The organism is Cupriavidus numazuensis, assembly GCF_905397435.1.
Classification (GTDB): Bacteria; Pseudomonadota; Gammaproteobacteria; order Burkholderiales; family Burkholderiaceae; genus Cupriavidus; species Cupriavidus numazuensis.
Genome location: NZ_CAJPVI010000004.1, coordinates 118,980 through 144,172, shown reverse-complemented (window position 1 = coordinate 144,172; position 25,193 = coordinate 118,980). Strand labels below are relative to the sequence as shown.

The following is a 25,193-nucleotide window of genomic DNA, read 5'->3' as shown; positions in this document are numbered from 1 at the left end:
GCATGCTGCTGCCCGCATGCCGGAGAACTTATGTGCCGGTGCCAGGCTGGCACCGGCGGGTCACGCGTCACTGCTGGCGCTGGCCTCCCGTGCCGCCTTGTCCTTGTTGATGGCCTTGCTGGCCTTGTTGGCCCTGCTGCGAGCTCTTGTCGCGATCCTGCTGCTGCTGTTGGCCAGAACTCTTGTCCTGATTACCCATCTGTCCGCCGCCCGAGCGTTGGCCCTGTTCAGAACCTTGCTGGCCGCTGCGTTGGCCGCTTTGCGACTGCTCCTGCTGCCGCTGGCCCTGTTGCCCTTGCTGGCCCTGTTGGGATTGCCCCGGCTGCTGTTGCTGCTGTCCCATTGCTGTCTCCATGTCGCGGCGAACTGCCGCGTCATGCCTTGACGCAAGGCATATGCCAGGCCGGTCTTTGCCGCCGCAAGCGGCATTCCGGCCGGCGGCGGTGAATGCTTCCCGCCGGTTTTACAAACCATTGTCCCGATTTACATAGTCGCGTGCCGCTTTCGTCGCCTATGCGCTGCCAGGTGCGCACACGCGATCGACGGTGAGCAGGTACGGGGATTGCGGTACAGCAACGGGGGCCGCCCCGCGTCGTCCCGTGCAAGCGGCACACGCGCCGTGGCAGGCAAGTCCGATCATTTGCTTAGGAGAGAACCATGCAATCCAGCCGACCTACCGTTCCGATCCTGCGCAAGGCTTGCCTGGCGGCGGCATTGGCGGTCGCCGCGGGCAGCGCGCTTGCCCTGGATGCCGGTGGCTTCATGCGCACTGCTGTCGATACCACGTCGCCGCCGCCGTCCAATTCCGCGCCGGGCATGCCGGGCCGCGCCGCCATCGACCGCGACACGCGAACCGCCCCGGCCAACAGCGACACGAGCACCGACAAGGCCAAGCAGGCCGTCTCGGACAGCGCCATCACCACCAAGATCAAGACCAAGCTGCTGTCGAGCAAGGACCTGAAGTCGACTGGCATCCACATCAAGACCAAGGATGGTACGGTCAATGTCAGCGGCGTCGTGCCGAGCCGGGAACAGCACGACCTGGCGCTGGAGACGATCCGCGGTGTGGACGGCGTGACCTCGGTCAACGACACCCTGAAGGTATCGTCGCGCTGAACGGCGCATTGACAACGCCGGCCCGTGAGGGCCGGTGGTTGGCTTGCCATGTCTTGCCAGTAAGGATCGCGGCGTCAGGCCTGCTTGCGCCGCGCTGTCGTCCGTGATGCAGAGGTGCTCTTGCCGCCGGACGAATGCGACGCCCGCTTTGCGGGCGCGCGGCTGCCTGCGGCACGTTTTGCGGGGGCATGCTTGCGTGCCGGTGCGTGGCGTGCAGTCTTTCGAGGAGTTTCCTCTTCTTCGGGCTCGGACTTGTCGCGCCCCCCGCGCTTGCCCCGGGTGTCGAGGCTCTGCTTGAGCAGCGCCACCATGTCGATGACCTTGGCGCTCTTGCGCGGCGCTTCCTCTTCTTCGGCCGCCGGTGTGAGCTCATGCGTCTGGCCCGATTCGATTTTCTGCTCGATGCGCGCCATCAGGTCGTCGCGATAGGTATCGCGATATTGCTCGGGCGCCCATTCCTCGCTCATGTCCTTGACCAGCTTGACGGCCATTTCGATCTCCCGCGCGTGGGCGCCCGTGGCCTTTCCGCTTGACGCCTTTGGCAGTTTGAGCTCCGAGATCGGCAGCACTTCGTCGGCAAAGCGCATGGTGTTGAGCACCAGCGCATTGTCGTCGACCAGCATGGCGGCCAAGTGCTGGCGATTGCGCAGCACCACGAGCGCCAGCGCGGCGCGCCCGGTGCGCCGCATGGTTTCGCGCAGCAGTGCATAGCCGCGCTCGCCGCGCTTGTCGGGTTCCAGATAGTACGGCGTGTCGAAATAGTAAGGCGGGATGTCGTCGGCCTGCACGAAGCTGACGATATCCACTGTCTGCGTCGCCTCGACATTGGCCTGCCGGAAATCTTCGTCGCTCAGCACCACGTATTCGTCTTTCTCGTACTGGTAGCCCTTGACGATGTGCTCCTTGGGAATGGGCTTGCCGGTGCTCTTGTTGATGCGCTGGTAGCCCACCGGTGTCATGTCCCGCGCGTCAAGCAGATCCAGGTCCAGCGTCTGGCTGCGCGACGCGGGCTTCAGCACCACCGGGATGTTGACCAGGCCGAACGTGATCGCGCCTTTCCAGATAATGCGGGACACGGCAGGTCTCCTCGAATCAGGCTGCCGCGCGTTGCGGCGGTGGCGGCGGCACGTCACCGGGGGGCGGGTCGATGACCGGCTCGGGCTCGCCCGGCGGCGGTTCCGGCGGCGGGATCTCGGGCTTGCGAGCGGGTATGTCGGGGTCGGGCGTCGTATGCATATCGTGTTTTCCGTCAGGGTTGGTGCGGTAAGGCTGCGCTGAGTGCCATCTCGGCGCCAATTCGATGTCTTTTCGCCGCCATTTCGGCGCGATCAGCTGCCTTGCTCCTCGAATAGCCGGGTCAGCGCTTCCAGGCTGGCCGGCTTGACCAGATGGCGGTCAAAGCCCGCTTCCAGCGCACGCCGGCGGTCTTCGGGTTGCCCATAGCCGGTGAGTGCAACGAGTGTCGCCCCGCGCATTTCGGGCAGCGCGCGCAGGCGCCGCGCGGTCTCGAAGCCATCCATGGCGGGCATGCCGAGATCGAGCAGTACTACCTCGGGCTTTACTTCCGGCGCCCGTGCCACTGCACTGGGGCCGTCGGGCGCCGTCACCACAGTGTGTCCCAGCATCCTCAGTGTCATGCTCATGGCCTCGAGTGCATCGGTGTTGTCATCCACCAGCATGATCACGCGCGGCGGGCCGGACGGCCGCGGCAACATTGTTTCGGCCGGATGCCAGTTCTGCCATGGCTCGACCGGCAACTCGACGATAAAGGTGCTGCCTTCGCCCGGGCCCGGGCTTTCTGCCCGGATGCTGCCGCCATGCAGCCGCACGAGTTGCTGTACGAGCGTCAGGCCGATGCCGGGACCTTCCGGCATATAAGACTGCGCGCCGGCCGTATCGGCGCCATCGTCCGCATGTCTGGCTCCCGCAACGGACGTGCTGCCCGGCTCCTCGGGTGCCAGCGGATCGAACAAAAGCCGCTGCAGCGTCCCGGTCAGGCCCATGCCGTTGTCGTGCACCCTCACGTCGACGCGTCCGTCCGTCACCGTGGCGTCGAGCCGGATCTGTCCACCGATCGGCGTATATGCCGCGGCGTTGTGCAGCAGGTTGCTGAAGATCTGGGTGAGCCGCACCATGTCGCCGCGCACGGGCAGCGGCTGTTCGGGCAAGGACAGCCGCAGCGTGTGCTGCTGGGCTTCCATGACGGGCCTCACGGTTTCCACTGCGGTGTTGAGCGCGCCGCGCAGTTCCACAAGGTCCTGGCGCAGCGTGATCCTTCCCTGGTTGAAGCGCGAGATGTCGAGCAGGTCGTCCACCAGTTGCGACAGGTGCCTGAGCTGGCGTCCGATCACGTCGCGCGCGCGGAATGCGTCGGCCGGCGCGGGTTGTGGCTGCTGCAGGAGGTCGACGGCGCTGCGCATGGGGGCCAGCGGGTTGCGCAATTCGTGCGCAAGCATCGCCAGGAACTGTTCCTTGCGGCGCTCCTCGCCGCGCAGCGCGCGCCGGGCACGGTTTTGCGTGGTCACGTCCTGGCAGGTGCCGGCCACGCGCAGCGTCTCATTGGCGGTGCCGCGGATGGGGAAGGCGCGCGCAAGGATTTCGCGGATGCCGCCGTCGGCATGCATGAACTCGAATTCGATATCGAGCTTGCCGTCCTGCAGCATGCTTGCACACGCGCTTGCCACGCGTGCACGATCCGCCGGTACGACGCGATCCAGGCAGCACGTCGGATCTTCCATCATCTTTTCCGGCGTCTGGCCGCACAACTCCGACAGGCGCGGACTGACGAACAGCAGGCGGCGCTCGCGCGCGTCCAGCAGCCAGACCACATCGACGAGCGATTCCGCGAGCTGGCGGAACATGTCCTCGTTGTCGTGCAGCGCCTGGCTGGTGCGGTGGTAGGCATCCTCGGCCCGGCGCAGCCGCAGCAGCGACTGGATACTGGCGATCAGCTCCTCGGGCTCCGACGGCTCGACCATGAAGTTGTCCGCGCCGCAATCCAGCGCTTCCACGCGCTGCGCCGAGGTGGCAAGCGCCGGCGAAGTCAGCAGGACTGGCGTGCTGGCAAGGTTGGGATCGGATTTGAGCAGCTTGCAGACCTCGAGCCCGCTGATGTCCGGCAGGCGCAGCGCAAGCAGCACCAGCGCAGGCGTATGCTGGCGCACCAGCGACAATGCCGCCTGGCCGGTCGAAGCTTCCAGCACCGAGAATCCGGCGCGCTGCAGGATGCTGCTCTTCACATAGCGCGGCCCTTCGCGGTCCTCCACGTTGAGGATCAGGCGGCCTTGGCGGGCGATACGCGCGTTCATGACTGGCAACCTTGGCGACGCGCGGCCGCAGCGCAGGTCGTTGTAAAAATTACCCGATAGATTTGCGCACGGTGTGTACGCTTTACAAGCGCGTAGGTGTTCACGGCGTCGTTCCCCCTTGTATCGCTGCGTTCGCGCAGACATCCGGTCCGTTCTCGGTGGGACCACAAGGGGGACATGCGCAAAACGCGTGCCGGAGCACGAGCGGGTTATCGCCGCGCCGCTTCGCCGCTATGCGCTTCGGCGCTTGGGGACGTTCCGCCATGCGGTCCGGCCGATTGCGGGGCCTCGGCAGCCTTTTGCGACACATTGCCCGGCTCGGTGGCGCCTGACACCTCGGCCGCCCCCTTCTTGCCGAACCGCGATGCGATCTGATCCTGCACCTTGCCGAGCGCATCGGCCTGGCGTTTCGCCTCTTCGGCTTCCTTTGCCTTGCGTGCATCGGCGGCCTGCTGCTGCTCCGGATTGAGCGCCGGCAGGCGTGCGCTGGCGGGCAGGGCCACGGCGATCAGCAACGCGGCGGCCAGCGCGCGCCGAGAAAAGTGCGGCCCGGCGGCGCCAGCCAGGCGCACGTGGCGGAGACAGGGAATAAACGATCGGGTCATGGCTTGCTCCTTTCGGCGCGAGCCAGCCGTGTGGCAGCGCGCGTGATGGTCTGGCGTGTGTCCGCATAGGTCTTCCACGGGTCGTGGCGGGCCAGTTCGTCCAGGCGCGGCGCCACATTGGCGACGGTCCACTGGTCGGAGGCCTCGAGCCCGTCGAGCTCGTCCCACGCAAGCGGAATCGACACGCCCAGGCCGCTGCGCGCACGCGCGGAGAATGCCGCGACCGTCGTGGCGCCGACGCCATTGCGCAGGTAATCGATGAAAATCTTGCCAATGCGGTTGCGCGCGCCGCTCTTGGCCACGAAGCGCTCTGGAATCGTCGCGGCCATGTGCAGCACAACCCCGTGCGCGAAGTCCTTGACCTCATCCCAGCCCGCGCGCGGCGTGAGCGGCACCACCACGTGCAAGCCCTTGCCGCCGCTGGTCTTCAGGAAGCTGTCGAGCCCGAGTTCGTCGAGCCATGCCTTCATCAGCGCCGCGGCTTCGCGCATGTGCGGCCACGCCACGCCTTCGCCCGGATCGAGGTCGAAGATGATGCGGTTGGGCCGGTCCATGCTGCGCTTGTTGGCGTTCCAGGTGTGGAACTCCACCACATTGAGCTGCGCCGCGGCCACCAGCGCATGCGCAGAGACGATCTCGAGCAGCGCCGGATGGCCCGGCCACAGATCCGGATCGAGCACGTTGATGCCGTCGATCTTGAGCGTGTCGCCATGCCGCTGGAAGAACTGCTGTCCGGCCACGCCGGCCGGCGCGCGCACCATGGCGATGGGGCGGCCGCGCAGGTGCGGCAGCATCAGTGACGCCGCGCTTTCGTAGTACCGCACCAGGTCGCCCTTGGTCAGCCCGCTGGCTGTATCGATGACGCGACCGGCATGGCTGATGGCGACCTTGCCATTCGCGGCGGTGGGTTTGTCCTTGCGCGTGGCTGATGCGGTCTTGGTCGCGCTCTTGGCAGTACTCTTCCGGCCAGCCGGTGCAGCGGGCTTTTCCACGGACACCGCGCCAGCGGGCTTGTCGCTGCGCAAGCCATGGAACACGGCATGCCGCACGCGGCCTTCGCGCGTCCACGAACCGAACGAAACTTCCGCCACGAGCCGCGGCCGCACCCACAGCCCTTTGATTGACGACGGCAGCTCATGGAACGGCGACTTGTCCGTGCGTTGCGCGTCCAGCTGTTTGCGCAGGGTGGCCAGCGTGCGCGTATCGAAGCCCGTGCCCACATTGCCCGCATAACGCAGGCGGCCGGCACTGTCGTGCACGCCGAGCAACAGGGAGCCCAGGCCCTGGCGGCTGCCCTTGGGCTCGGTATAGCCGCCGATCACGAACTCCTGGCGCTGCGTGCACTTGAGCTTGATCCACGTGTTGCTGCGCGTACTGACATAGGGGGCATCGATGCGCTTGCCAATCACGCCTTCGAGCTTCATGCGGCACGCGGCGTCAAGCATTTCGTCAGGAGCGGCTTCGAATTCTTCGCTGAAGCGCAGGCGTGTGCCGGTGTTGTTCTCGAACAGGCGCCGCAGCAGCGCGCGCCGTTCTGACAGCGGCACCTTGCGCAGGTCATGGCCGGCATAGAACGGCAGGTCGAAGACGAAGTACTGGATCGATTCCACGTGCGACGTCTCGAAGGCATTCTGCAAAGCCTGGAAATCGGTCTCGCCGTGCTTGCCGAGCACGACGATTTCGCCATCGAGCCAGCCATCGGGCAATCCGAGCGCGCGCACTTCGCGCGCGAGCGTCTTGAGGCGCGAGGTCCAGTCGTGGCCCTGGCGCGTAAACAAGCGCACGTCTTCGCCGTCGATACGGGCCAGCATGCGATAGCCGTCGAACTTGATCTCGTAGCGCCACGCGTCGGCATCGGCGGGCGGGCGCTCGACCAGCGTGGCGAGTTGCGGTGACAGCGCAAGCGGCAGCGCGGCGGCAGCGGCGCGGCGTGGCAAGGTCAAGGGCTTGGCCTTGGTGCTTTCCTTGGTGCCTTCCTCAGCGCTTTTCTCGGCGCCTTTTTTGGCCTTCGCAGCGGCTTTGCGTCTGGTGGTCTTGACCTGAGCCGATGTCCCGGCCAGCACGCTGTCGGGCAGCGCTTCGGTCACGTCGAATTCGGATGCGGGCACCGCCGCATCGTCGCGCTCCTTGATCAGCAGCCAGGCATCCTGGTCCTTCTGCCGGCTGCCGTGCATGCGCACCAGCGTCCAGTGGCCATGCAGCTTTTCGCCGCGCAGCTCGAACTTGAGCTTGCCGGCGCGATAGGCGGCATCGGCATCGCCGTCGGGTACCCAGACACCCCGATCCCACACGATGACCGTGCCCGCGCCGTAGTGGCCCGGCGGGATCACGCCCTCGAAGCCCGCATAGTCGAGTGGATGGTCTTCCACATGCACTGCCATGCGTTTGTCGGCCGGATCCAGGCTCGGGCCCTTGGGGACGGCCCAGCTTTTCAGCGTGCCATCCAGCTCCAGCCGGAAGTCGTAGTGCAGCCGCCGCGCGGCATGTTTCTGGATGACGAAGGACAAGGTGCCCGTGCGCTTCGCCCTGGGTGTTGCCGCCGCGCGGGGCCGGGTGCCGCCGGGTTCGGGCGTCGCCGCGAAATCCCGCATCTGGCGATACTTGCCGAGCGCATCGGCCGGGCGCTTGCGCGCAGGCTCCGCCGTTCGGGCGCTGCGCGTGCCGCGGGTGTCGTCAGGGGTCTGGCGCGTGGTCTTGGCCATGGTGAACCAGCCTCACCTTGCAAGGAGGCGAACCTCGGTGGCTTCAGCTTAGGCACGGCCCCGGAACGCCGAAATCGGCGCCAGTCCTACACCTGAGTCGGCCAATGCCGCGCGCGTGTGCTTCTTACCGGACGTTGTAATTCCTCGCCGGCGCGTGCGCGGTGTCCGGGCCCGAAACACCGGCGCCGGGGCTCCGGTGGCGGCGGGAACGCTCCTTGCGGCGTACAAGCCCTGCATATCGGTCGAGCGTCGTCGGCAGTGGGTCCCGGATGCCAGCGATCGTCGTTCCCGTGCCGGGGCATCAGGAAGCAAGCAGATGAAAGTCTCTCTGAAGAAAATCGGGTCGCAGGTCATCGTGCTGACCGGGGCCACCAGCGGTGTCGGCCTGGTTACCGCGCGCAAGGCCGCGGCCATGGGCGCCCGGCTCGTGCTGGTGGCCCGCAGCGAGGAATCGCTGCACAAGCTGGCCGAGGAACTGCGGGAGAAGGGTGCCGAGGTCATTACCGTGACCGCCGACGTGGGCCGGCACGACGATATGGCGCGCGTGGCGCATGCCGCCATTGAGCGCTTTGCCGGGTTCGATACGTGGGTCAACAATGCCGGCGTCACGATCTTCGGCCGCCATGCCGATGTGCCGCTGGAAGACCAGCGGCGCCTGTTCGACACCAACTACTGGGGCACCGTGCACGGCTCGCTGGCTGCGGCGGCGCACCTGCGCGAGCGGGGCGGCGCGATCATCAACATCGGTAGCGAGGCCTCGGACGGGCCGCTGCCGCTGCAAAGCGCGTACGCGGCATCGCAGCATGCGATCAAGGGCTTCACCGATTCCTTGCGGCTGGAACTCGAGCAGGAAATGGCGCCGATCAGCGTCACGCTGATCAAGCCCGCGGGGCTGGAAACGCCGCTGGCCACGCATGCCAAGAACTTCCTGGACGTCGAGCCGCGCCTGCCGCCGCCGCTTTATGACCCGGCGCTCGCCGCGGAGGCGATTCTCTTCGCTGCCGAGCATCCGCGTCGCGACTTGTTTGTCGGCGGCGCCGCCAAGGCGTTCTCTGCGGCGGCCTATCACGCACCGCGCGCATTCGACCAGGTCATGCGCCGCTTCATGGGCCGCGCGCAGCAGACCCGCCATCCGGCCGGCCCGCTCGAGGACAACACGCTGTACGGCGGCGGCAACGGCCTGCAGGAACGCACGGGCAACCGTGTCGCCTTGCAGTCATGCCCTTACACGACGAGTGCGCGCCATCCGGTGCTGACCACGGCGCTGGTCGTCGGCGCGTCGGCCGCACTGGCCGCGGTGCTGCAGGTCCGCCGCGGACGGCATGAATAGGCCGGGCACACGTTGCCACCGGTGCCGGCACTTAGCCGGCCCGGTACGCTTCAAGGCGGTTGTACAACGTCTTGAGGCTGATGCCGAGTGCGCGCGCGGCCTGCCGCTTGTCGCCGTTGTAGTGCGCGAGCGTGGCCATGATGATCTCGCGCTGCGTGTCGGCAAGCGTGGTCCCGACCCGCACGTTGACGACACCGTCGACCGTGTTTGGCCGTTGCGGCTGCGAGCCGAGGTTCGGGTTGCCGATCTCGATCACCTTGTCGGCGAGGATAAACGCGCGGTAGACCGCATTCTTGAGTTCGCGCACATTGCCGGGCCAGTCGTAGCGCGTGAGCCGCTCGAGCGTGCCGGCGGAAAACACCTTGTCGGTGCGCTCCATCGCGTTGTACTCGGCCAGGAAGTGGCGGGCGAGCGGAATGATGTCTTCCACGCGTTCGCGCAACGGCGGGATATGCAGCGGAAACACCGCCAGGCGGTAGAGCAGGTCTTCCCGCAACTGGCCGCCGCGCACGGCATCGAGCGGGTCGCGGTTGGTGGCGGCGAGAATGCGGACATCGGTCGCGATCATCGTATCGCCCCCGACGCGGTGGAAGGTACAGCTTTCCAGAACGCGCAACAGTTTGACCTGCATCGCCAGCGGCATTTCCGTTACCTCGTCGAGGAACAGCGTGCCGCCCTGCGCCTGTTCGAAGTAACCGGCCTTCTGGTCGATCGCGCCGGTGAAGCCGCCTTTTTCGTGTCCGAACAGTTCGGACTCGATCAGCGTAGGCTGAATCGCGCCGCAGTTGACCGCCACGAAGGGGCCTTCGCACCGGCTGCTGCGCGCGTGTACGGCCCGCGCCACGACTTCCTTGCCGGTGCCGCTTTCCCCTACTGCGATCATGGTGACATCGGTAGCGGCGACACGTTCGACCTGCGCGAGCAGGCGGCGCATGGCGGGTGAGGTGCTTTCCCACAACAGGGATACCTGGGAGGGAATGGCGCGGCCCCGCAAGCCCTCCGCTTGTGGGGCCGCGCCGCGTCGGGACGGACTGGCGGTAGTCGACACGTTGGCATGGATAACGGGGCGCGGGACGTTCCTATGCTAGCCCGTGGGGCAGGGCGGTGCCAGACATCAGGCGCACCGCGCGGAAACATCCGACAGCCGTGTCAGAGAGACACTGGCAACCATCGGGCCTGCAGATGGGTAGACTTCCCATACGCATTTTGCGTTGCCCCCGCCTGTCCGCGATGGCAACACGTTACGTCAGGCCGCACGACGGCAGGGCACGACGTGTTGCATCGCAGCAGGCGGGGAAGACTCGGGGAAGACTGTCTATTCTCCCGGTAACGCTTTTGCGCGCTATTCGCTATTTGCTATTCCCAGGCTAACTTCCGGCCTCCGGGCCGCGCAACCATGTCTCACATCCTGATTGTCGACGACGACGAGAATGCCTGCGCCGCGCTGGCCGAGATCGTGGCACTGGAAGGGTTCACCGCCTCGACCGCGGGCAGCCTGCGTGAAGCCCGGCTGCAGATCGGCTGGCGCATGCCGGACGTGATCCTGGCTGACCTGCGCCTGCCGGACGGCAACGGCCTGGAGCTGTTTGCCGAAGTGGCGTCTTCGGGTGTGGAGATCATCCTGACCACCGGCTACGCGAGCGTCGACAGTGCTGTGGAAGCGCTGCGTTCCGGCGCGACCGATTACCTCGTCAAGCCCATCAACGTGGCGCGGCTCCAGACTGTGCTGAAGCGGCTGGCCAACACCGGCGCGCTGCGCGCGGAAATCCATTCGCTGCGCGGCGAATTGCGCCGCTATGGCCGCTTCGGCCGGTTGCTGGGCAGCTCCGACGTCATGCAGGCGGTCTATGACCAGCTTGCACGCGTAGCGCCTACCGAGGCCACGGTCCTGCTGATCGGCGAAAGCGGCACCGGCAAGGAGTTGGCGATGCAGACGGTGCATGAGCTGTCCGCGCGGCGGCGGCAGCCGTTCCTGGCCGTCAATTGCGGCGCCATTTCGCCGACGCTGATCGAAACCGAGATGTTCGGCCACGAGCGAGGCAGCTTCACGGGCGCCGACCGTCAGCACAAGGGCTACTTCGAGCGCGCCGACGGCGGCACGCTGTTCCTTGACGAAATCACCGAGATGCCTGCCGAGCTGCAGGTCAAGCTGCTGCGCGTGCTGGAAACCGGCAGCTTCATGCGGGTCGGTACCAACCGCGAGCAGCACGCCGACGTACGGGTTCTCGCGGCGACCAACCGCAATCCGGAAGAAGCTGTCGCCGAAGGGAAACTGCGCGCGGATCTGTTCCACCGGCTCAACGTGTTCCCGGTCGAACTGCCGCCGCTGCGTGCACGTGGCGACGACGTCATCCAGATTGCCAATACGATGCTGGAGCAGCTCAATGCCGAACAGGGCACCGCGCGGCGCTTCGCGCCTAATGTGCTCGACAGCCTGCGCCTGCATATGTGGCCAGGCAACGTGCGCGAATTGCGCAATTTCGTGCAGCGCGCCTACATCATGGCCGACGACGACCTGATCACCGAAGTGCAGGTGCCGCTGCAGGCGGCTGCGGCGCAGGCTCCGGCGGCCGCAATGGTATCGGTACCGGTAGGCATGTCGCTGGCCGATGCTGATCGCCAGCTTATTTTCGCGACACTGGAACAATGTGCCGGCGTGAAGAAGCATGCCGCGGAAATCCTTGGCATCAGCCTCAAGACCCTGTACAACCGGCTGGAAGACTATGCAGCGCGTGGCGAGTTGCCTGAGTGGCTGCGCGCCGCGCGCACCAGCCAGGCCGGCATCCCAGCCGCTGGCTGACCGCTACAGGCATGCCACGGAGCTATCGGCTGGCCCTGCCTGAGCTACGTTGCATGCTTTTTGCATGGCAACTGCGTGAAAACCGGGCCGACAAGATCATGACGCAGCATTCGCCATCCAGCGAGCCGGAGCATCCGAACCCTGAACGCGCCCCATCCTTCGAACAGGATGTGCGGACCGTCATGGAAGTAGGTGCGCTGATCGACCAGACAGCGCACGATCTCCGTTCCTCGCTGAATGCCATCCAGAGTTGGGCCTATGTGCTCGAGCGCGCGATCGACCAGACCGCCGCGCCGGCACGGCGCGCGCTCGATGGCGTGCGTGCTGGCATCCAGCAGCAACTGGCGCTGGTGGAGGAAATGGAAGAGGCTGTGCGCTTGCTGGCCGACGAAAGCCCGCCGCAATGGCGCCGCACTGACCTGCTTGCCGCAACCATACAGGCCGTGTCCGATCGCCGCCAGGCTGCGGCTGCGCGGGGTGTCGAACTGAAGGATGTTCAGACCAGCGGCGAGGCCTCCGACTGGTTCATCGACGCCGACCCGGTTCGCCTGGCGCCGCTGCTGCGCCATCTGGTCGTGCATTGCATCTGGCGCTCGCAGGCGGGCGGCTCGGTGGTCGTGCACCTGTATGCAGAACCGGAGTACGTCCGGTTGCGCATCACGGAAAGTCCGCCGGTGGACCAGACCCGCAGCGCCAGCCGCTTGTCCGTGCTCTCCGATTTCTTTGGAAGGCGTCCGCCGCCGTCGGGGCAGTCCGCGCGGCAGTCAAGCGCGCTGCTGCTGACGCGCCGCATGGTGGAGCTGCACGGCGCGATGCTCAGCACGGAAAGCGAAACGTGCGACACCGACAAGGTCACGGTCTGCATCGGCGTGAAATTTCCACGCATCGCGGCGCCTGCCGCCACGCTGTAGCTTTTACATGCGCCGGCACAAAGTGCCGGCAATGCGCCGCCAAAAGGGAAGCAGCGGTTCTCTGAAATGCCGCCAGCGTGGAGAAGCCTTCACAGCGCCGGGCATTCGCGCGCTGGCCCGCTGATTGCATGGAAACGGGTATTCACTACGGAGGCCCAGCCATGCAAAAAGCCCATGCTCCCGCCAAGCCCGGCACCGCCCGCAAGCCTGCCGCCACCTCCGCAAAAACGGGAAAGTCCGGAAAGGCCTCGGCACCGCGCGCCGGTGCATCCGCAAAGCGCGCGTCGTCCAAGCCCGACACGCGCTCCAGCGCGTCTGATGAAAAGAAGCGCAAGACGTACCAGGGCGCTGTCGACGATTCTCTCGAAATGACGTTTCCCGCGAGCGATCCGATTTCCCCCAGTGCTGCCATGCACGCCGAGAAGAAGACGCAGACCGGCCGCGACGACGTCGACTGGAAACTCAAGCGCGGCAGCGAACACCAGCCCGCGGGCGCCAAGCCTGCCGGACATCGTAAAGGCGCGACCGGCCGCGGTTGAATGCGGCGCAGTGCCAGCCATGCCGAGACTGCCCCAATGCCCAGCACGACTTAGGAGCCTCCATGTCTGATGCCATCATCGCCGGTCGTTTCGACAGCTTTGCCAAGGCAGAAACCACGGCGAGCCGGCTGCGCGCGCAGGGCGTCGCCGAAGAGGACCTGAGCGTCTTCTATGTCAATCCGCCGGGCCAGCACGCGACCTATCCGATCGGCGGCGATACCGCCGTCGATCCCGGCGCGCGCCGCTCAGGATTGGGTGCGATCACTGGCGTGCTGCTGGGAGCCATCGGGGGTGCGGTGATCGGCGCCGCGCTGGTGACGATTCTGACGCTGTCGCCGCCGGTCTCGCTGTTTGTCCTGGTCTTTTCGACAGGGCTTGGGGCCTACGCCGGTTCGCTGGTAGGTGCGTTGTCCCTGACCCGCTCCGGACGCGCCGAAGCCCGCGGCGGTCGTTCGCCCGTACGCAATGCCGGCGTATTGCTGGCCGCGCATGTCGAGCCCGGTAACGCGGGCCTGGTTTGCGATGTCCTGCGCAAGGGTGGCGCCCGGGACATCGAGCGTGCACAGGGCCACTGGCGTGAAGGCCGTTGGGCCGATTTCGACCCGCTGGCACCGCCCGTGCCGGCCGGGCGCGAAGGTGAGCCGTCCCGCGCGTGACGGACCCGGAGAACGCGGCGCGACCCGTTCCCGATGATCTGTTCGCAATTGCAACCATCAGGAGATGTCCATGAGACCTGAGCAACCCCCGCCCCGTGATCTTGATCCGCATCTTGATCCACGCCGTGAACCGCCGCCGCGTGGCGCCGCGATTGTCGGCACGATCGACCACAATTCACCGGGCCCGGGCCCATTCGTGATGGCGGCCGATACGCTGGAAGGCAACAAGGTGGTCGATCCGTCCGGCGACGACATCGGCACCATCGACCACATCATGATCGACGTGCCCGGCGGACGCGTTGCGTATGCGGTGCTGGCCGTCGGCGGCTTCCTCGGCATCGGCGAAAAGCTGTTCGCATTGCCGTGGTCCGCACTGACGCTCGATACGCGCCGCAAGTGTTTCGTGCTCGGTGTGGAAAAGGACCGCCTGAAGGCCGCACCGGGATTCGACAAGGATCACTGGCCTGGCATGGCGGATTCGCAGTGGGCCACCAGCATTCACGAGTACTACGGCATTTCGCCGTACTGGGAGTCGGATCGCTACGACCCGTGGCGTTGATGGGAGCGTGCGCCGCATCGGCGGCTGCGTGGATCACGCCACGGCGATGACAACGGATTCAGGGTGGGAGAGAGGGGTGAGGGCCGGCGGCGCTGTCCGTCGGCCCTTGCTTTGTGCGGGGCGCGAATGCCGGTGTTGCCTACACCTTGTGGTGGATGGGGCCAGCGGCATGATCCGCCGGGTCTGCATTCATGCCGCTGACGGCTGGCTGAGCGGGAGCGGGGGCAGGAGGATCGTCGCGCCGCGTGCGCAGTGCGTTATGGACACCGAGTACGCCGGGGCTGATCGCTGCGGCTTTCTCGATGTCTTGCGCAACCGACGGGGTATCGACGCAGCCAGACAGCGTGACACGGCCATCGGCCACTTCGACGACGAGCCCTTCGGGCAGGCTGCCGGCGAAAGCCTCGGCAATGCGCGCACGTACCTGCGCTTCCAGTTCGGGGGTTTGCGGCATGGTGAACTCCGGTTGGGGCAAGAGGAATTCCAGGCTGCGCAAGATGTGTTCCAGCGCCCGCGTCGCTCGCATGCCGAAGTGCGGCGCGCGTTGTAGGACAGCGCCCGCTGAACATCGGCGGCGTGATCCATACAATGAAAACAGCGCATGCCGGCACAAGCCGATGGAGCGCGAATCCACAAGCGAGAAGCGAGGAGAGCGGTGATGAGCAGAAACGGTCTCGACCTCAAGGATACGCAAGGCGCGGCCTCGCAGGCCGGGCGGCACAGATCCCGCCTGATTCATTGGTTCGACAGGTTCGCAGGCGCAGCCACGCGCCATGCCGGGTCCCCCACTGCGTTCGTGATAGCAGTGTTCGTGGTGGTGGCATGGGCCGTAACCGGCCCCATGTTCGGTTACTCGGAGACGTGGCAACTCGTGATCAATACAGGAACCACCATCGTGACTTTCCTCATGGTGTTCCTGATCCAGCAGAGCCAGAACAAGGATGCCGTCGCCGTACACCTGAAGCTCAATGAATTGCTCGCCTCGCATCGCGAAGCCAGCAATATGCTCGTCTCGATCGAAGATCTCGATGAAGAAGAGCTGCGCCAGCTTGTCGCGTTCTACCGCCATCTCGCCGAGCTTGCCGAAAAGGAGGGCGGCCTCAAGTGCAGCCACTCGCTCGATGAGGCGAACATGAATGCCGCGCAGAAGCGCGAGGCCCGCGTCAGCCGCCACGCGGCGGCGCCGGATACCGGACCTTCCGCCGCAAAGCCAGAGAAGGCGCCGGAAGCCGACACCGCCAGTCACGAGGTCTGACATGCCAGCGACCGACAACAAGGCGAGACAGGTGATGGTGTATGGCTGCGCACGCTACGGGCAGCCGGACAGCCACCAGGCGAACAGATCGGCCGGAACGTGGCGCAGCTCGCCGGCTACGGCTTCATGGGTGCCTATGAGCACCGTGCCACTGCGCGGGGGCCGGCTGGCGGAACCGCGGCGCCCTATCTCGTGCCGCTGGATACGGTGGTGGGTGACGCGCAGGCGCAAGCGCTGCATCTTCGCAGTACCGACGACCTGTTTGGCGGGGTCGTGCCGTTCGCGTTCGTGGCGACCAAGGTGATCTCGCACGGGCTGGTGGCGCCCGATGCCGCCGCCCCAGCTGGCTGGAATCCGGACTTCGCGCAGCAGGCAGGCACGGCGGTGCTGCCTGGCTATACGGCGTTCTCGTTGGAAGACGCCCGCCATGCCGGTCTGCGTTTGCTGGGCGGCGGCGTAGTCCGGCTGAAGGATCCGTGCGGTATCGGCGGGCTCGGCCAGCAGACCGTCGACAGCGAAGCCGCGCTCGACGCTGCGCTGGCGACCATGTCGGCGACGGACATCGAATCCCACGGCCTCGTGCTCGAGCGCGATCTCGATTCGCCTGACACGTACAGCGTCGGACAGATCCTGGTGGCCGGACTGCTGGCCAGCTATTGCGGCACGCAGGATCTGACCGCCAACAACACTGGCGAACAGGTGTATGGCGGATCCACACTGGCAGTCGTGCGCGGCGGCTTCGATGCGCTGCTCGCCCAGCCGTTCGGGCCGCGTGCGTTGTCGGCGATCCGTGCAGCCATGACCTATCACGACACTGCGCTCGCTTGCTACCCCGGCATGGTGCTGTCACGCTGCAACTACGACGTGGCATTCGGCGTGCCGGCCGGCGCTACCGGCGCTCCGGCGCTCACCGGCGTACTCGAGCAATCGTGGCGCGTGGGCGGCGCCACGGGCGCGGAACTGGCCGCGCTGAGAGCGCTGAAGGCGGACCCTGCGCGTGAACGCGTCGTGGCCGCCACGCGTGAAGTCTATGGGCCGGATGCGGCTTTACCGCACGGCGCTGAACTGTATTTCCGGGGCGAGGACCGCGACGTGGGCCCGCTGACCAAATACGCATATCTGGAGTCGGACCACGATGGCCACTCATGAAGACCTCATCGAAATCCATAGCGAAGGCGGCAGCATTGCCGGCACGCTGATTGCGCCGGGGACAAAGCTGCCCGGCGTGCTGTTCGTGCATGGCTGGGGCGGCAGCCAGGAGCAGTACCTGGCGCGTGCGCGCAAGGTGGCAGGGCTCGGTTGCGTGTGCCTGACTTTCGACCTGACCGGCCACGCTGGTACCCGCGCACAGTATGAAACCGTCAGCCGGATGCGCAACCTTGCAGATGTGGTCGCCGCCTATGACGTACTGGCGCGCCACGCGGAGGTGGACCGCAATGCCATTGCGGTGGTCGGCAGCAGCTATGGAGGCTACCTGGCCGCCGTCCTGACCAGCATGCGCCATGTGCGCTGGCTGGGGCTGCGCGCACCGGCGCTGTACATGGACGAGGGCTGGGAGCATCCCAAGCGGCAGCTTCATCGCGAACAGGATCTTGTGAACTACCGGCGCTCCATCGTGCCGCCCGACACCAACCGCGCATTGCGTGCCTGCACCGCCTTCGAGGGCGATGTGCTTGTGATCGAATCCGAGAATGACCAGATCGTCCCGCACGCAGCCGTGACGAGCTATGTGGATGCTTGCGTGCGTGCGAATTCGATGACCTATCGCGTGATCAAGGGGGCGGACCACGGCATCGTCGACGAAGAACACCAGCGTGCCTACTCGAGCCTGCTGGTGAACTGGTTGCGAGAGATGGTCACGGGGGCGCGTGCCGGTCCGGTGTCGGCACAGCGGCCCGCTGCGGCCAATTCGCCATCTGCGGAGGAAGCACGGCGCGCTTCGGAAGGCTCGGGGGCAGCCCCATAAGGTGTAGGGTGCCTGCGACCCCGACACGCAAAGCGCCCATGCCGCAACTGGCAATGCCAGTGCGGCATGGGCGTCGCGCCGCTCAGATGAGCGGGGCGATTACTTGTCAGATACGTGCTTGGGCTTGCTCTTGGTCTTGGTCGACGCCATGTCCTTGAGTTCCCTGGTGCTCATGGACTTGGCCATCGACTTCGACGCGCCCTTGAGCGCGCCTGCCTTCTTGTCTCCGCGCTTGGCGGCAAGCGCCGCGCCGGCTGCCTGTTGCTGTGCCTTGGATTTGGCTGGCATGACTAACCTCCTTCCTTCAGGGCGCTGCGCCCGGCGAAGGAACGAAGGCCGGACAGCAGCGCATGCGTGCACGATGCAGTGCACATTTCTGCCTGTCTATATTCGGCCCAGCACGACCAGCAGAGCCACGATCAGGACAATCAGGCCGAGCCCGCCGCTTGGCCAGTATCCCCAGCCAGTGCTGTAAGGCCATGCCGGCAAGGCGCCGACGAGCAACAGGATGAGTAGGATCAGAAGAATGGTGCCGATTCCCATATCGCGCTCCGGTTTTTGGGCCACGAGGCCACGCTTGTCATCAGGGCGCGGCCGGTCGGTGTGCCGGAGTGTTGAATGGGCCATGAACCGGCTTCGCCACGCAGTTTCAGCGTAGCCGAGGGCGTTGCCGCATCCCTCCGGAACGCGGCTGAAAACCATGTAGGAATCGGACGACGACCCGGCGCTGGCCGGGCATCCGAGGCTTAGCCGGCCTCGGTCAGGCCACGCTCCACGGCATAGACCGCCACTTGCACGCGGCTGGCGAGATTGAGCTTTTTCAGGATGTTCTGCACGTGGATCTTCACGGTGCTTTCGGCGACACCCAGGTCGCGTGCGATTTCCTTGTTGCTCTCGCCGCGCGTCAGACCGTGCACGATCTCGCGCTCGCGCGCAGTGAGCTTCGCAGTGTCGTCGTGCCGCACCGGGGCCGGCGCGGGCGCTCGAAACTGCTGCACGAGCTTCGCGGTCATGGCTTCGGAGATCACGGGCTCGCCGGCGGCCGCGCGGCGGATGGCGCTCGTCAGCGCTTCGGTCTCGATATTCTTCAGCAGGTAGCCGCGCGCGCCGCTGCGCAGCGCGGTGGCCAGTTCCTCGGCCTCTTCCGAAACGGTCAGCACGATCACCGCGGAGTCGGGCAGGTCTTCGACCAGCAGCTGCAGCGCTTCAAGCCCTGACAGTCCCGGCATGTTCAGGTCCAGCAGGATGACATCGGGCCGATGCTGCTTGGCGCGCTTGATGCCCTCCACGCCGTCGGCCGCTTCATCGACGATCTCGAAGTCGGCCTGACGCTGGAGCAGTGCGCGGATGCCCGAGCGGAACAGCGTGTGGTCGTCGATCAGCAGGATGCGGATGGTCATGGCAGGGACTCCTGGAATAGGCGCGGCATCGCTTGCCCCGCGGTGGATTGGCGTTCGGACCCGGCAGCCTGGTCGCCGCGCGGCAGCACCAGTTCGATGCGCACGCCGCGGCCCGGCCGGGCGTCGATGGCAAGGCGCGCGTGCAGCCGTGCGGCGCGCTCGCGCATGATATTCAGGCCCACATGGGCATCGCCGTCATGACCGAAGTCGGCCGGGTCGAAGCCCTCGCCGTCGTCCTCGACCACAAGCCGGAAATCATGGCCATGGCTCAGCGACACGGTCACGTGCGCGGCCATCGCATGCTTGCGCACGTTGGACAGCGCTTCCTGCAGAATGAACAGCACCTGCAGCTGCTGCTCGGGCTGCAACGGCAGGCTGTTGCCGTGGTCGTCGATGACCAGCGTGGCTTCGGTCCGGCACTGCCGCCGGAAGCGCTCGACGGTCTCTTCCACCGCGGGCCGCAGCTCGCCGGGGGTCAGGCGCGAGCGGAAGTTGTTCAGCAGCTCGCGCACGTCCTGGTAGCTCTCTTCGACACCGTGGCGCAGCATCGGCACGATCTCGCGGGTTTCGGCCAGGTCGTCGCGATCCACCGCGTCGCCGAGAAGCTGCACCTGCAGGTTCAAGAAGTTGAGGCCCTGCGCAATGCTGTCGTGCAGCCCCTGCGCGACCAGGTTGCGCTCCTCGACCACGGCGAGCTGGCGCGCGCTTGCGGACAGCCGCAGGTGCTCCAGCGCAATGCCGAGATGCTGCGCCAGTGTCTCGAGCAATTGGCGGTCCGACGCGGGCAACTCGCGCGGTGCGCGAAAGTGCAGCGCAAAGGTGCCGATGGCGCCACGCTGGCTTTCGATGCGGAATGCCGCGATGGCCGTAAAGCCTTCGCGCGTGCAAGGCGACGGCTGCGGCAGCAGCGGGCGGCGCGCGGTCTTGCGCAGGTCGGCAATGGCGACAACGCCTTCACGTGTGGCATCGCCACAGTGGCAGGCATCGACGGTCATGCAATTGCCGGACTCGGCCAGTGCGGCAGGCAGGCCCGCGGACGCCAGCAGGTGCAGCTTGCCGTGCTGCGCATCCATGACCCGTACGGAACCGCCATCGGCATCGAATTGCCGCATTACGCGCTGCAGGAAACCGCGCGCCATGGCTTCGGCATCGCGCGCCTGGTTGAGGAACGCGGCCATGTCGTAGAGCGTCTCGAGGTCGCGGTTCTGGCGCTCCAGCTCCGCCGTCTTGCTGGCCACGCGCGCAGCCAGGTCCTGGTACAGGTCCTGCAATTCTGCCGCCATGCGGTTGAATCCTTCGTTGAGCGTGCCGAATTCGTCGCGTGTTTCCACGGGCAGCCGCAGCGTGAATTCGCGCGCGGCCATGCGGCGCAGGCCGTCCTGCAGCCGCAGCACGGGCAGGATGATCCACAGGTAGAGCAAATAGATGACGGCCACCGTGCCCACGCAGGCAATGGCCGCCAGTCCGGCTTGCGACAGGCGCAGCAGGTCGGTCTTGCGCGCACTGTCATGCTCGATCAGCATCACTAGCCGGTCGGCCTCGGCCACGAATGCGGGCAGCGCCTGCACATACGCAACCCCGTTGCCCGCCTGCGCAAGCGGCCTGAGCTCGTGCTGCCAGTCATATGCGACATGGTCGAGCTGCTCATGGATGGCGGGTTCGTCGGGCAGGAACAGCGGACGGACCGGATTGCCCTTGCGTAGCTGGGCAAGCGTGGCATCCAGCGCCTGGATCTGCGCATCGCGGGCACCGGGCTGGCCGGCATTGGCCAGTCCCAGCTCGATCGCCACGCGGTTGGCGCGCATGCGCAGGCTGCCGGCATCGTTGATGGCAGCGCCGGCGCCCTCGAGCTTCCAGGACAGCCACAACGTGCCGGCGATCATGGTGAGCACCACCAGCAGTGAAGCCAGCGACAGCAGGATGATGCGCGTGGACAAGCGGTGACGCGGCGGCGTCAGGCCGGCGGCATCGGGAAACTGGCTGCTGTCCGCGGCGGGCGCGGTGTCGGTGTCGGAATCTGGCATGGGAACAAGGTCTGTGGACTGGGGGCGGTCAACCTCACGGGCGATTCTCCGCGTGGTGCCCCCGATCCGGCATGCGCCAGATCAATAAAGCGTGGATTCCTTGTGCGCTTTTGTGATGCTTTGCTCTCTTTCCGGGCGGCGTCCGACTTGTGAGGAGAGTCTTCCCGGCGGGACCATGAAATATCACGGCGTGATGGAATTGAATGGACCGTTCGCTCGATTCCGGATAGACCCTGAGGCGTGACGGGTCTTGTCCGCGAATCTCGCCCGGACTTATTCGCGATCAAGTCCCGCCAGCAAGACGGGTCCTAGGATCGATCGCGTCTGATCCCGGAGAACCACCATGTCGAGCGCCATTGAGATCCTGGTCCGCCAGCACCGCGACTGCGACCAGGCACTGGAAGATCTTGAAGCCTGCCTGCGCAGTCCCGACTGGGACAAGGCCGCGAGCGCCTTCGCGCGCCTGGAAGTGGCGCTGCAAGGCAATTTCTCGGCCGAGGAAGACCGCCTGTTTCCGGCCTTTGAACAGGTTGCCGGCTCCGCCAGCGGCCCGACCGCGGTGATGCGGCGTGAGCACGACGAAGTGCGCGCGTTGCTCGGCAACGCCGGCGAATGGCTGCAGCTACGCGACGCCAACGCGCTCGCAGCCGAGCTCGACACGCTGGTTGTGCTGCTGCAGCAGCACAACATCAAGGAAGAAAACGTGCTGTTCCCGATGTGCCGCGCGCATGTGCCGGACCTTGACACCTTGCTGGCGAACGCCGGCTGAGCGAGAGAGGAAGCCAGCCTTGAAAGCCATCGGTCTCGATTACGAACGCGCGCCGCGTCCCGGCGTGGTATTCGGCTGCCTGTTGCCGGCGCCGTGGCTCGGTGCCGCGGCGGGCGTGCTGCTGGCGCTCGGCCCCGTGGCCGGGCTGCCGGACAGGTTCGCGCCGCTGGCGTTGGCGGCCGTGCATGTGCTGGCGCTCGGCATGCTGCTGCCGGTCATGCTTGGCGCGCTGTTCCAGATGATGCCGGTGGTGGCAGGCGTGGCGGTGCCGGGATCGGGGCGTGTCGCGCCGCTGGTGGCGCTGACCGCCGGCATTGCGGCCGGCGCGCTGGCCGCTGGCTTTCTCGACGGCGGCACCATGCCGTTCCGCCTTGCCGCGCTGGCAGGCGGCCTGTTGCTGCCGCTGGCGGGCGGCTTGCTGCTGTTGGCCGGCCGACGTGTTGCGATGGTCGATGCCACCACACGCACGCTGGCCGGCATCGGCGCGCCGCTGGCGCTGACCGGACTGCTCGGCGCGGCGCTGGCGGGTTTGTTCGGCGGCCTGTGGAGTGCGTCACCGTCACCGTTGCTGGCATTGCACGTCGCCTGGGGCCTGGGCGGCTGGCTGGCCGCGTTGGTGACCGGCATAGCGACCACGGTGCTGCCGATGTTCTGGCAGGCCCCGCGCCTGCCGCGCTGGCTGGAACGCTGCCTGCCATGGGGTCATTGGGTGCCGTTGCTGGGATTCAGTGCGCTGGTCGTGGTGCAGCCAGAAGGCAAGATCACACGCTGGGCCTTGTTGGCCTGGCTGGCGTTCGCTGCCGTGACGGCCGGCTTCATGCTGGCCGGCATGCTGCGCGCGCGACGCCGCCATGATCCCGTCTGGCTGCTATGGCCGGTGGCCGCCGCAAGCATGCTCGCCGCGGCGCTGCTGGCAGTGGCCCTGCCGCACGCATCGGCCGATTGGCAGGCGACGCTGTCCTGGTGGGTCGGCACGCTCGCGCTGATCGGCGGCGGCGTGCTTCCCATGACGGCGATGCTCGGCAAGATCGTTCCCTTCCTCGTCTGGCTGCACCTGCGCAGGCTGCTGCCGCCACGCGCACGCGTGCCCGCCATGCAGGCCATCATCAGCCCGGATGCGCAGCGGCGCCAGGCGTGGCTGCTGCTTGCCGCCTTCGCGATGCTGCTCGCTTTGCCGCTGGCGCCAGCATGGCTCGCGCGTGCGGGCGGACTCGCATTGGCGCTGGCCAATGGCTGGCTTGGCCTGCAATTGCTGAAGGCGCTGCATTGCATGCGCGCCATGCGTGCACGGGGCGGATTGCCGCCGAGGAAGCCGTTCGTGGAGACGGCGCAGGCAGGAAAAACACACCATGGTTGAGACCGCGATGCTTGAAAGACTGCAGTTGTTCCGTGGCGTCGATGCCCGCGTGCTCGGCGCGATTGCTGCCAAGGCCACGACGCAGCGCCTGTCGAAGGGAGAATTCCTGTTCCGTCGCGGCGATGCCTGCAGCGGATTGATCGTCGTGCTGGACGGGCTGGTCAAGCTGGCCTTGCCTGCCACGCCATGCAGCATCAAAGGCCTGGAACGTGCGGTCGAGGTGTTCGGTCCCGGTGCGGTGTTTGGCGAAGATGTGCTGTTCGCGGACGCGCTACAGCCGGTTGATTGTCAGGCGATGATGCGCACCACGGTGCTATGCATCGACAGTTCGGTGCTGTGGGAAACACTGGAACGAGACCCGCTGTTGTCCGCGCGGCTGCTGCGCAATCTGTCGAGCCGGCTCCATGCGCTGATGCGCGATATCGAGGCCACCGGCCTGCAGAACGCGTTGCAGCGCGTCGCGGGCTTCCTGCGCGACGAGGCGCACGCCGGGCGATGCACGTGGCTGGCCTGCACGCAGCGCGTGATCGCTTCCAAGCTTGGCATCACGCCCGAAACCCTGTCGCGCGTGGTCAGCCGGTTCTGCGCCGAGAACCTGGTGCGGCTCGAACGCGGCAAGATCTTCGTGCTCGATGCCGAAGGGCTGGGGCGCCTGGCGGCTGACGGCTTATGCGCTGACGCCCCAGCCGTCGCTCATGCCGCGACGGTGGCAGGCATCGGCATGACAGCAGGTTTTTCGCCGGTCAGCAGGTAGTGGAGCAGGTCCGCCACGGGGCGAATCGCTTCGCCGAACGGCAGCGAGCCCTTGCCGCGGAAGAACAACCCGCGCTCCACATCGCCGCGCACGGCCTGCGCCAGTTTCAGGTCGATGCAGAACTGGCCGATGCGCGCCACGCCGTCGCGCAGGCCGCAGGCATGCAGGCAGTCGAATCCTTCCAGGCAGTCGCGCGCCTTGGCCCGGCGCTGCAGCCGGCTTTCGCTCGACAGGTAACGCGATAGCCATGGCGTGAGCACGGCGCGTGCCGGCAGGCCCGCCACGCTGGTGAACTCGCACAAGTCTTCCGGGCTCGCGGTGGCCAGCACCTGCTTGAAGGCCGGATGCGCGTCGCATTCCTCGGTGACCGCGAACGCGGTGCCAAGCTGCACGGCGGCGGCGCCTTCGCCGAGCCAGTGGCGCACCTTCGCATGGCTGTTGATGCCGCCCGCCAGGATCAGCGGGATGCTGTCCCACGCGAGCCCCAGCGTCTGGAACAACTCGCGGCATTCGGTGAGCACGCGCGCAAAGGAGAAGCGCGCTTCGCCGAGGTCCTGGATGGCGGGCGCGCCGAGGTGGCCGCCCGCGTGGGCGGGATGTTCGACCACGATCGCGTCCGGCAGCCGTCCCTTCTTCATCCACTTGCGCAGCACCAGTCCGATGCCGCGCGCTTCCGACAGGATCGGGATCAGCGCGACCTTCGGGTGGTCTGCGGTCAGCTCGGGCAGGTCAAGCGGCAGGCCGGCACCCATGACGATGGCATCGGCGCCGCTTTCGCACGCCTGGCGCACCAGTTGCGCGTGCGAACCGACGGCCTTCATCACATTGACGGCAACGAGGCCGCGCCCGCCGGAGAGGTCGCGCGCGCCGCGGATCTCGCGGTCCAGCGCCACGAGGTTGGCGGCCTCGATGCGCGCCTTGTCGCGCGTGCCGCTGGTCTGCGCCATCAGGTCGGGATGGTGGTGGCGCAGATCGATGCTGGCAATGGTGCCCACACCGTTGTGCGCGGCCACGGTGCCCGCCAGGCGGTGTGCGGAAATGCCGATGCCCATGCCGCCCTGGACGATCGGCAGCAGCCGGCGCCCGGCCAGCTTCAGCCAGTGTTCTGTCATGATGGTCTCACTATCTGGGAACTGCGCGCG

The 25,193-nt window shown here is 66.7% G+C and carries 25 protein-coding genes; 14 read left to right on the top strand and 11 right to left on the bottom strand.

Annotated features, from left to right (window positions below; all coding sequences use genetic code 11):
- Positions 1-16: 16 nt before the first annotated feature.
- On the top strand, positions 17-385 hold the full coding sequence (locus KHO41_RS05275; RefSeq protein ID WP_211952251.1) for a hypothetical protein: 369 nt from the start codon (positions 17-19) through the stop codon (positions 383-385).
- Positions 386-657: 272 nt separating this feature from the next.
- Entirely contained in the window at positions 658-1,116 is a 459-nt protein-coding gene (locus tag KHO41_RS05270; protein ID WP_211952250.1) for a BON domain-containing protein, read from the top strand.
- 74 nt (positions 1,117-1,190) lie between these two features.
- Here the strand turns inward: KHO41_RS05270 and ku are convergent, their stop codons facing one another.
- The 4 genes from ku to ligD form a co-directional block, all read right to left on the bottom strand.
- Positions 1,191-2,192, bottom strand: a complete 1,002-nt coding sequence (gene ku, locus KHO41_RS05265; protein ID WP_211952249.1) for a non-homologous end joining protein Ku — start codon at positions 2,190-2,192, stop codon at positions 1,191-1,193.
- A 252-nt stretch (positions 2,193-2,444) separates the two neighbouring features.
- Positions 2,445-4,424, bottom strand: coding sequence for a hybrid sensor histidine kinase/response regulator (locus KHO41_RS05260; RefSeq protein ID WP_211952248.1), 1,980 nt, complete (start codon positions 4,422-4,424; stop codon positions 2,445-2,447).
- Between the two features lie 209 nt (positions 4,425-4,633).
- Positions 4,634-5,029: a hypothetical protein gene (locus KHO41_RS05255; protein ID WP_211952247.1), complete on the bottom strand. Its 396-nt coding sequence runs from the start codon at positions 5,027-5,029 to the stop codon at positions 4,634-4,636.
- Positions 5,026-7,731 (bottom strand): DNA ligase D, encoded by a 2,706-nt coding sequence (gene ligD, locus KHO41_RS05250; protein ID WP_211952246.1) that lies wholly within the window; start codon positions 7,729-7,731, stop codon positions 5,026-5,028. Before ligD ends, KHO41_RS05255 begins: the two co-directional genes overlap by 4 nt.
- A gap of 316 nt (positions 7,732-8,047) precedes the next feature.
- Here ligD and KHO41_RS05245 point away from each other — a divergent pair, with 316 nt between their 5' ends.
- Positions 8,048-9,061, top strand: a complete 1,014-nt coding sequence (locus KHO41_RS05245) for an SDR family oxidoreductase (protein ID WP_211952245.1) — start codon at positions 8,048-8,050, stop codon at positions 9,059-9,061.
- A gap of 31 nt (positions 9,062-9,092) precedes the next feature.
- Here the strand turns inward: KHO41_RS05245 and KHO41_RS05240 are convergent, their stop codons facing one another.
- The gene (locus tag KHO41_RS05240; protein ID WP_011301191.1) at positions 9,093-10,109 is read right to left on the bottom strand and encodes a sigma-54 interaction domain-containing protein; all 1,017 of its coding nucleotides are present in this window, start codon (positions 10,107-10,109) and stop codon (positions 9,093-9,095) included.
- A gap of 348 nt (positions 10,110-10,457) precedes the next feature.
- On the opposite strand from KHO41_RS05240, the gene KHO41_RS05235 reads away from it, so the two are divergent.
- The 5 genes from KHO41_RS05235 to KHO41_RS05215 all read left to right on the top strand — a co-directional run bounded on the left by KHO41_RS05235 (position 10,458) and on the right by KHO41_RS05215 (position 14,526).
- Positions 10,458-11,861 carry a sigma-54-dependent transcriptional regulator gene (locus KHO41_RS05235; RefSeq protein WP_211952244.1) on the top strand — a complete coding sequence of 468 codons (1,404 nt, stop codon included), beginning with the start codon at positions 10,458-10,460 and terminating at the stop codon, positions 11,859-11,861.
- A 53-nt stretch (positions 11,862-11,914) separates the two neighbouring features.
- Positions 11,915-12,772, top strand: coding sequence for a sensor histidine kinase (locus KHO41_RS05230; RefSeq protein WP_244873720.1), 858 nt, complete (start codon positions 11,915-11,917; stop codon positions 12,770-12,772).
- A 128-nt stretch (positions 12,773-12,900) separates the two neighbouring features.
- Positions 12,901-13,311: a hypothetical protein gene (locus tag KHO41_RS05225; protein ID WP_244873719.1), complete on the top strand. Its 411-nt coding sequence runs from the start codon at positions 12,901-12,903 to the stop codon at positions 13,309-13,311.
- Positions 13,312-13,373: 62 nt separating this feature from the next.
- Positions 13,374-13,967: a hypothetical protein gene (locus KHO41_RS05220; protein ID WP_211952243.1), complete on the top strand. Its 594-nt coding sequence runs from the start codon at positions 13,374-13,376 to the stop codon at positions 13,965-13,967.
- Positions 13,968-14,037: 70 nt separating this feature from the next.
- Positions 14,038-14,526, top strand: coding sequence for a PRC-barrel domain-containing protein (locus tag KHO41_RS05215; RefSeq protein ID WP_244873718.1), 489 nt, complete (start codon positions 14,038-14,040; stop codon positions 14,524-14,526).
- A gap of 139 nt (positions 14,527-14,665) precedes the next feature.
- Here the strand turns inward: KHO41_RS05215 and KHO41_RS05210 are convergent, their stop codons facing one another.
- A complete protein-coding gene (locus tag KHO41_RS05210) occupies positions 14,666-14,980 on the bottom strand; it encodes a BON domain-containing protein (RefSeq protein ID WP_211952242.1) in 315 nt (104 codons plus the stop codon).
- A 204-nt stretch (positions 14,981-15,184) separates the two neighbouring features.
- Between KHO41_RS05210 and KHO41_RS05205 the strand changes: the two genes are divergently transcribed.
- The 3 genes from KHO41_RS05205 to KHO41_RS05195 all read left to right on the top strand — a co-directional run bounded on the left by KHO41_RS05205 (position 15,185) and on the right by KHO41_RS05195 (position 17,747).
- On the top strand, positions 15,185-15,781 hold the full coding sequence (locus KHO41_RS05205; RefSeq protein WP_211952241.1) for a low affinity iron permease family protein: 597 nt from the start codon (positions 15,185-15,187) through the stop codon (positions 15,779-15,781).
- Positions 15,782-15,880: 99 nt separating this feature from the next.
- Positions 15,881-16,930 (top strand): DUF3182 family protein, encoded by a 1,050-nt coding sequence (locus KHO41_RS05200; RefSeq protein ID WP_244873717.1) that lies wholly within the window; start codon positions 15,881-15,883, stop codon positions 16,928-16,930.
- Positions 16,917-17,747 carry an alpha/beta hydrolase family protein gene (locus KHO41_RS05195; protein WP_211952240.1) on the top strand — a complete coding sequence of 277 codons (831 nt, stop codon included), beginning with the start codon at positions 16,917-16,919 and terminating at the stop codon, positions 17,745-17,747. Before KHO41_RS05200 ends, KHO41_RS05195 begins: the two co-directional genes overlap by 14 nt.
- Before the next feature lie 99 nt (positions 17,748-17,846).
- On the opposite strand, the gene KHO41_RS05190 is transcribed toward KHO41_RS05195, so the two are convergent.
- The 4 genes from KHO41_RS05190 to KHO41_RS05175 form a co-directional block, all read right to left on the bottom strand.
- Positions 17,847-18,035 (bottom strand): DUF3008 family protein, encoded by a 189-nt coding sequence (locus tag KHO41_RS05190; protein WP_211952239.1) that lies wholly within the window; start codon positions 18,033-18,035, stop codon positions 17,847-17,849.
- Between the two features lie 96 nt (positions 18,036-18,131).
- A complete protein-coding gene (locus KHO41_RS05185; protein ID WP_211952313.1) occupies positions 18,132-18,290 on the bottom strand; it encodes a DUF3309 family protein in 159 nt (52 codons plus the stop codon).
- A 203-nt stretch (positions 18,291-18,493) separates the two neighbouring features.
- Positions 18,494-19,147: a response regulator gene (locus tag KHO41_RS05180; RefSeq protein ID WP_211952238.1), complete on the bottom strand. Its 654-nt coding sequence runs from the start codon at positions 19,145-19,147 to the stop codon at positions 18,494-18,496.
- Positions 19,144-21,171, bottom strand: coding sequence for a type IV pili methyl-accepting chemotaxis transducer N-terminal domain-containing protein (locus KHO41_RS05175; RefSeq protein WP_211952237.1), 2,028 nt, complete (start codon positions 21,169-21,171; stop codon positions 19,144-19,146). The genes KHO41_RS05180 and KHO41_RS05175 overlap by 4 nt, the downstream gene beginning before the upstream one ends.
- 343 nt (positions 21,172-21,514) lie before the next feature.
- Here KHO41_RS05175 and KHO41_RS05170 point away from each other — a divergent pair, with 343 nt between their 5' ends.
- Genes KHO41_RS05170 through KHO41_RS05160 form a run of 3 tightly spaced genes read left to right on the top strand, consistent with a single transcriptional unit; the run spans position 21,515 to position 24,051 of the window.
- Positions 21,515-21,940 (top strand): hemerythrin domain-containing protein, encoded by a 426-nt coding sequence (locus KHO41_RS05170; RefSeq protein WP_211952236.1) that lies wholly within the window; start codon positions 21,515-21,517, stop codon positions 21,938-21,940.
- 19 nt (positions 21,941-21,959) lie between these two features.
- Complete coding sequence (locus tag KHO41_RS05165; protein ID WP_244873716.1) at positions 21,960-23,297, top strand: hypothetical protein; 1,338 nt, start codon at positions 21,960-21,962, stop codon at positions 23,295-23,297.
- The gene (locus tag KHO41_RS05160; RefSeq protein ID WP_211952234.1) at positions 23,290-24,051 is read left to right on the top strand and encodes a Crp/Fnr family transcriptional regulator; all 762 of its coding nucleotides are present in this window, start codon (positions 23,290-23,292) and stop codon (positions 24,049-24,051) included. The genes KHO41_RS05165 and KHO41_RS05160 overlap by 8 nt, the downstream gene beginning before the upstream one ends.
- Here KHO41_RS05160 and KHO41_RS05155 read toward each other — a convergent pair.
- Positions 23,991-25,163 carry an NAD(P)H-dependent flavin oxidoreductase gene (locus KHO41_RS05155; RefSeq protein ID WP_211952233.1) on the bottom strand — a complete coding sequence of 391 codons (1,173 nt, stop codon included), beginning with the start codon at positions 25,161-25,163 and terminating at the stop codon, positions 23,991-23,993. The genes KHO41_RS05160 and KHO41_RS05155 overlap by 61 nt on opposite strands.
- Positions 25,164-25,193 lie beyond the last annotated feature (30 nt).

Coding starts and splice junctions, on each gene's coding strand:
- KHO41_RS05175 (WP_211952237.1), bottom strand. CDS start 21,171: ATGCCAGATTCCGACACCGACACCGCGCCCGCCGCGGACAGCAGCCAG.
- KHO41_RS05215 (WP_244873718.1), top strand. CDS start 14,038: ATGAGACCTGAGCAACCCCCGCCCCGTGATCTTGATCCGCATCTTGAT.
- KHO41_RS05170 (WP_211952236.1), top strand. CDS start 21,515: ATGTCGAGCGCCATTGAGATCCTGGTCCGCCAGCACCGCGACTGCGAC.
- KHO41_RS05245 (WP_211952245.1), top strand. CDS start 8,048: ATGAAAGTCTCTCTGAAGAAAATCGGGTCGCAGGTCATCGTGCTGACC.
- KHO41_RS05210 (WP_211952242.1), bottom strand. CDS start 14,980: ATGCCGCAAACCCCCGAACTGGAAGCGCAGGTACGTGCGCGCATTGCC.
- KHO41_RS05260 (WP_211952248.1), bottom strand. CDS start 4,424: ATGAACGCGCGTATCGCCCGCCAAGGCCGCCTGATCCTCAACGTGGAG.
- KHO41_RS05180 (WP_211952238.1), bottom strand. CDS start 19,147: ATGACCATCCGCATCCTGCTGATCGACGACCACACGCTGTTCCGCTCG.
- KHO41_RS05220 (WP_211952243.1), top strand. CDS start 13,374: ATGTCTGATGCCATCATCGCCGGTCGTTTCGACAGCTTTGCCAAGGCA.
- KHO41_RS05205 (WP_211952241.1), top strand. CDS start 15,185: ATGAGCAGAAACGGTCTCGACCTCAAGGATACGCAAGGCGCGGCCTCG.
- KHO41_RS05235 (WP_211952244.1), top strand. CDS start 10,458: ATGTCTCACATCCTGATTGTCGACGACGACGAGAATGCCTGCGCCGCG.
- KHO41_RS05185 (WP_211952313.1), bottom strand. CDS start 18,290: ATGGGAATCGGCACCATTCTTCTGATCCTACTCATCCTGTTGCTCGTC.
- KHO41_RS05225 (WP_244873719.1), top strand. CDS start 12,901: ATGGAAACGGGTATTCACTACGGAGGCCCAGCCATGCAAAAAGCCCAT.
- KHO41_RS05160 (WP_211952234.1), top strand. CDS start 23,290: ATGGTTGAGACCGCGATGCTTGAAAGACTGCAGTTGTTCCGTGGCGTC.
- KHO41_RS05155 (WP_211952233.1), bottom strand. CDS start 25,163: ATGACAGAACACTGGCTGAAGCTGGCCGGGCGCCGGCTGCTGCCGATC.
- KHO41_RS05195 (WP_211952240.1), top strand. CDS start 16,917: ATGGCCACTCATGAAGACCTCATCGAAATCCATAGCGAAGGCGGCAGC.
- KHO41_RS05275 (WP_211952251.1), top strand. CDS start 17: ATGCCGGAGAACTTATGTGCCGGTGCCAGGCTGGCACCGGCGGGTCAC.
- ligD (WP_211952246.1), bottom strand. CDS start 7,731: ATGGCCAAGACCACGCGCCAGACCCCTGACGACACCCGCGGCACGCGC.
- KHO41_RS05230 (WP_244873720.1), top strand. CDS start 11,915: ATGCTTTTTGCATGGCAACTGCGTGAAAACCGGGCCGACAAGATCATG.
- KHO41_RS05270 (WP_211952250.1), top strand. CDS start 658: ATGCAATCCAGCCGACCTACCGTTCCGATCCTGCGCAAGGCTTGCCTG.
- KHO41_RS05255 (WP_211952247.1), bottom strand. CDS start 5,029: ATGACCCGATCGTTTATTCCCTGTCTCCGCCACGTGCGCCTGGCTGGC.
- KHO41_RS05190 (WP_211952239.1), bottom strand. CDS start 18,035: ATGCCAGCCAAATCCAAGGCACAGCAACAGGCAGCCGGCGCGGCGCTT.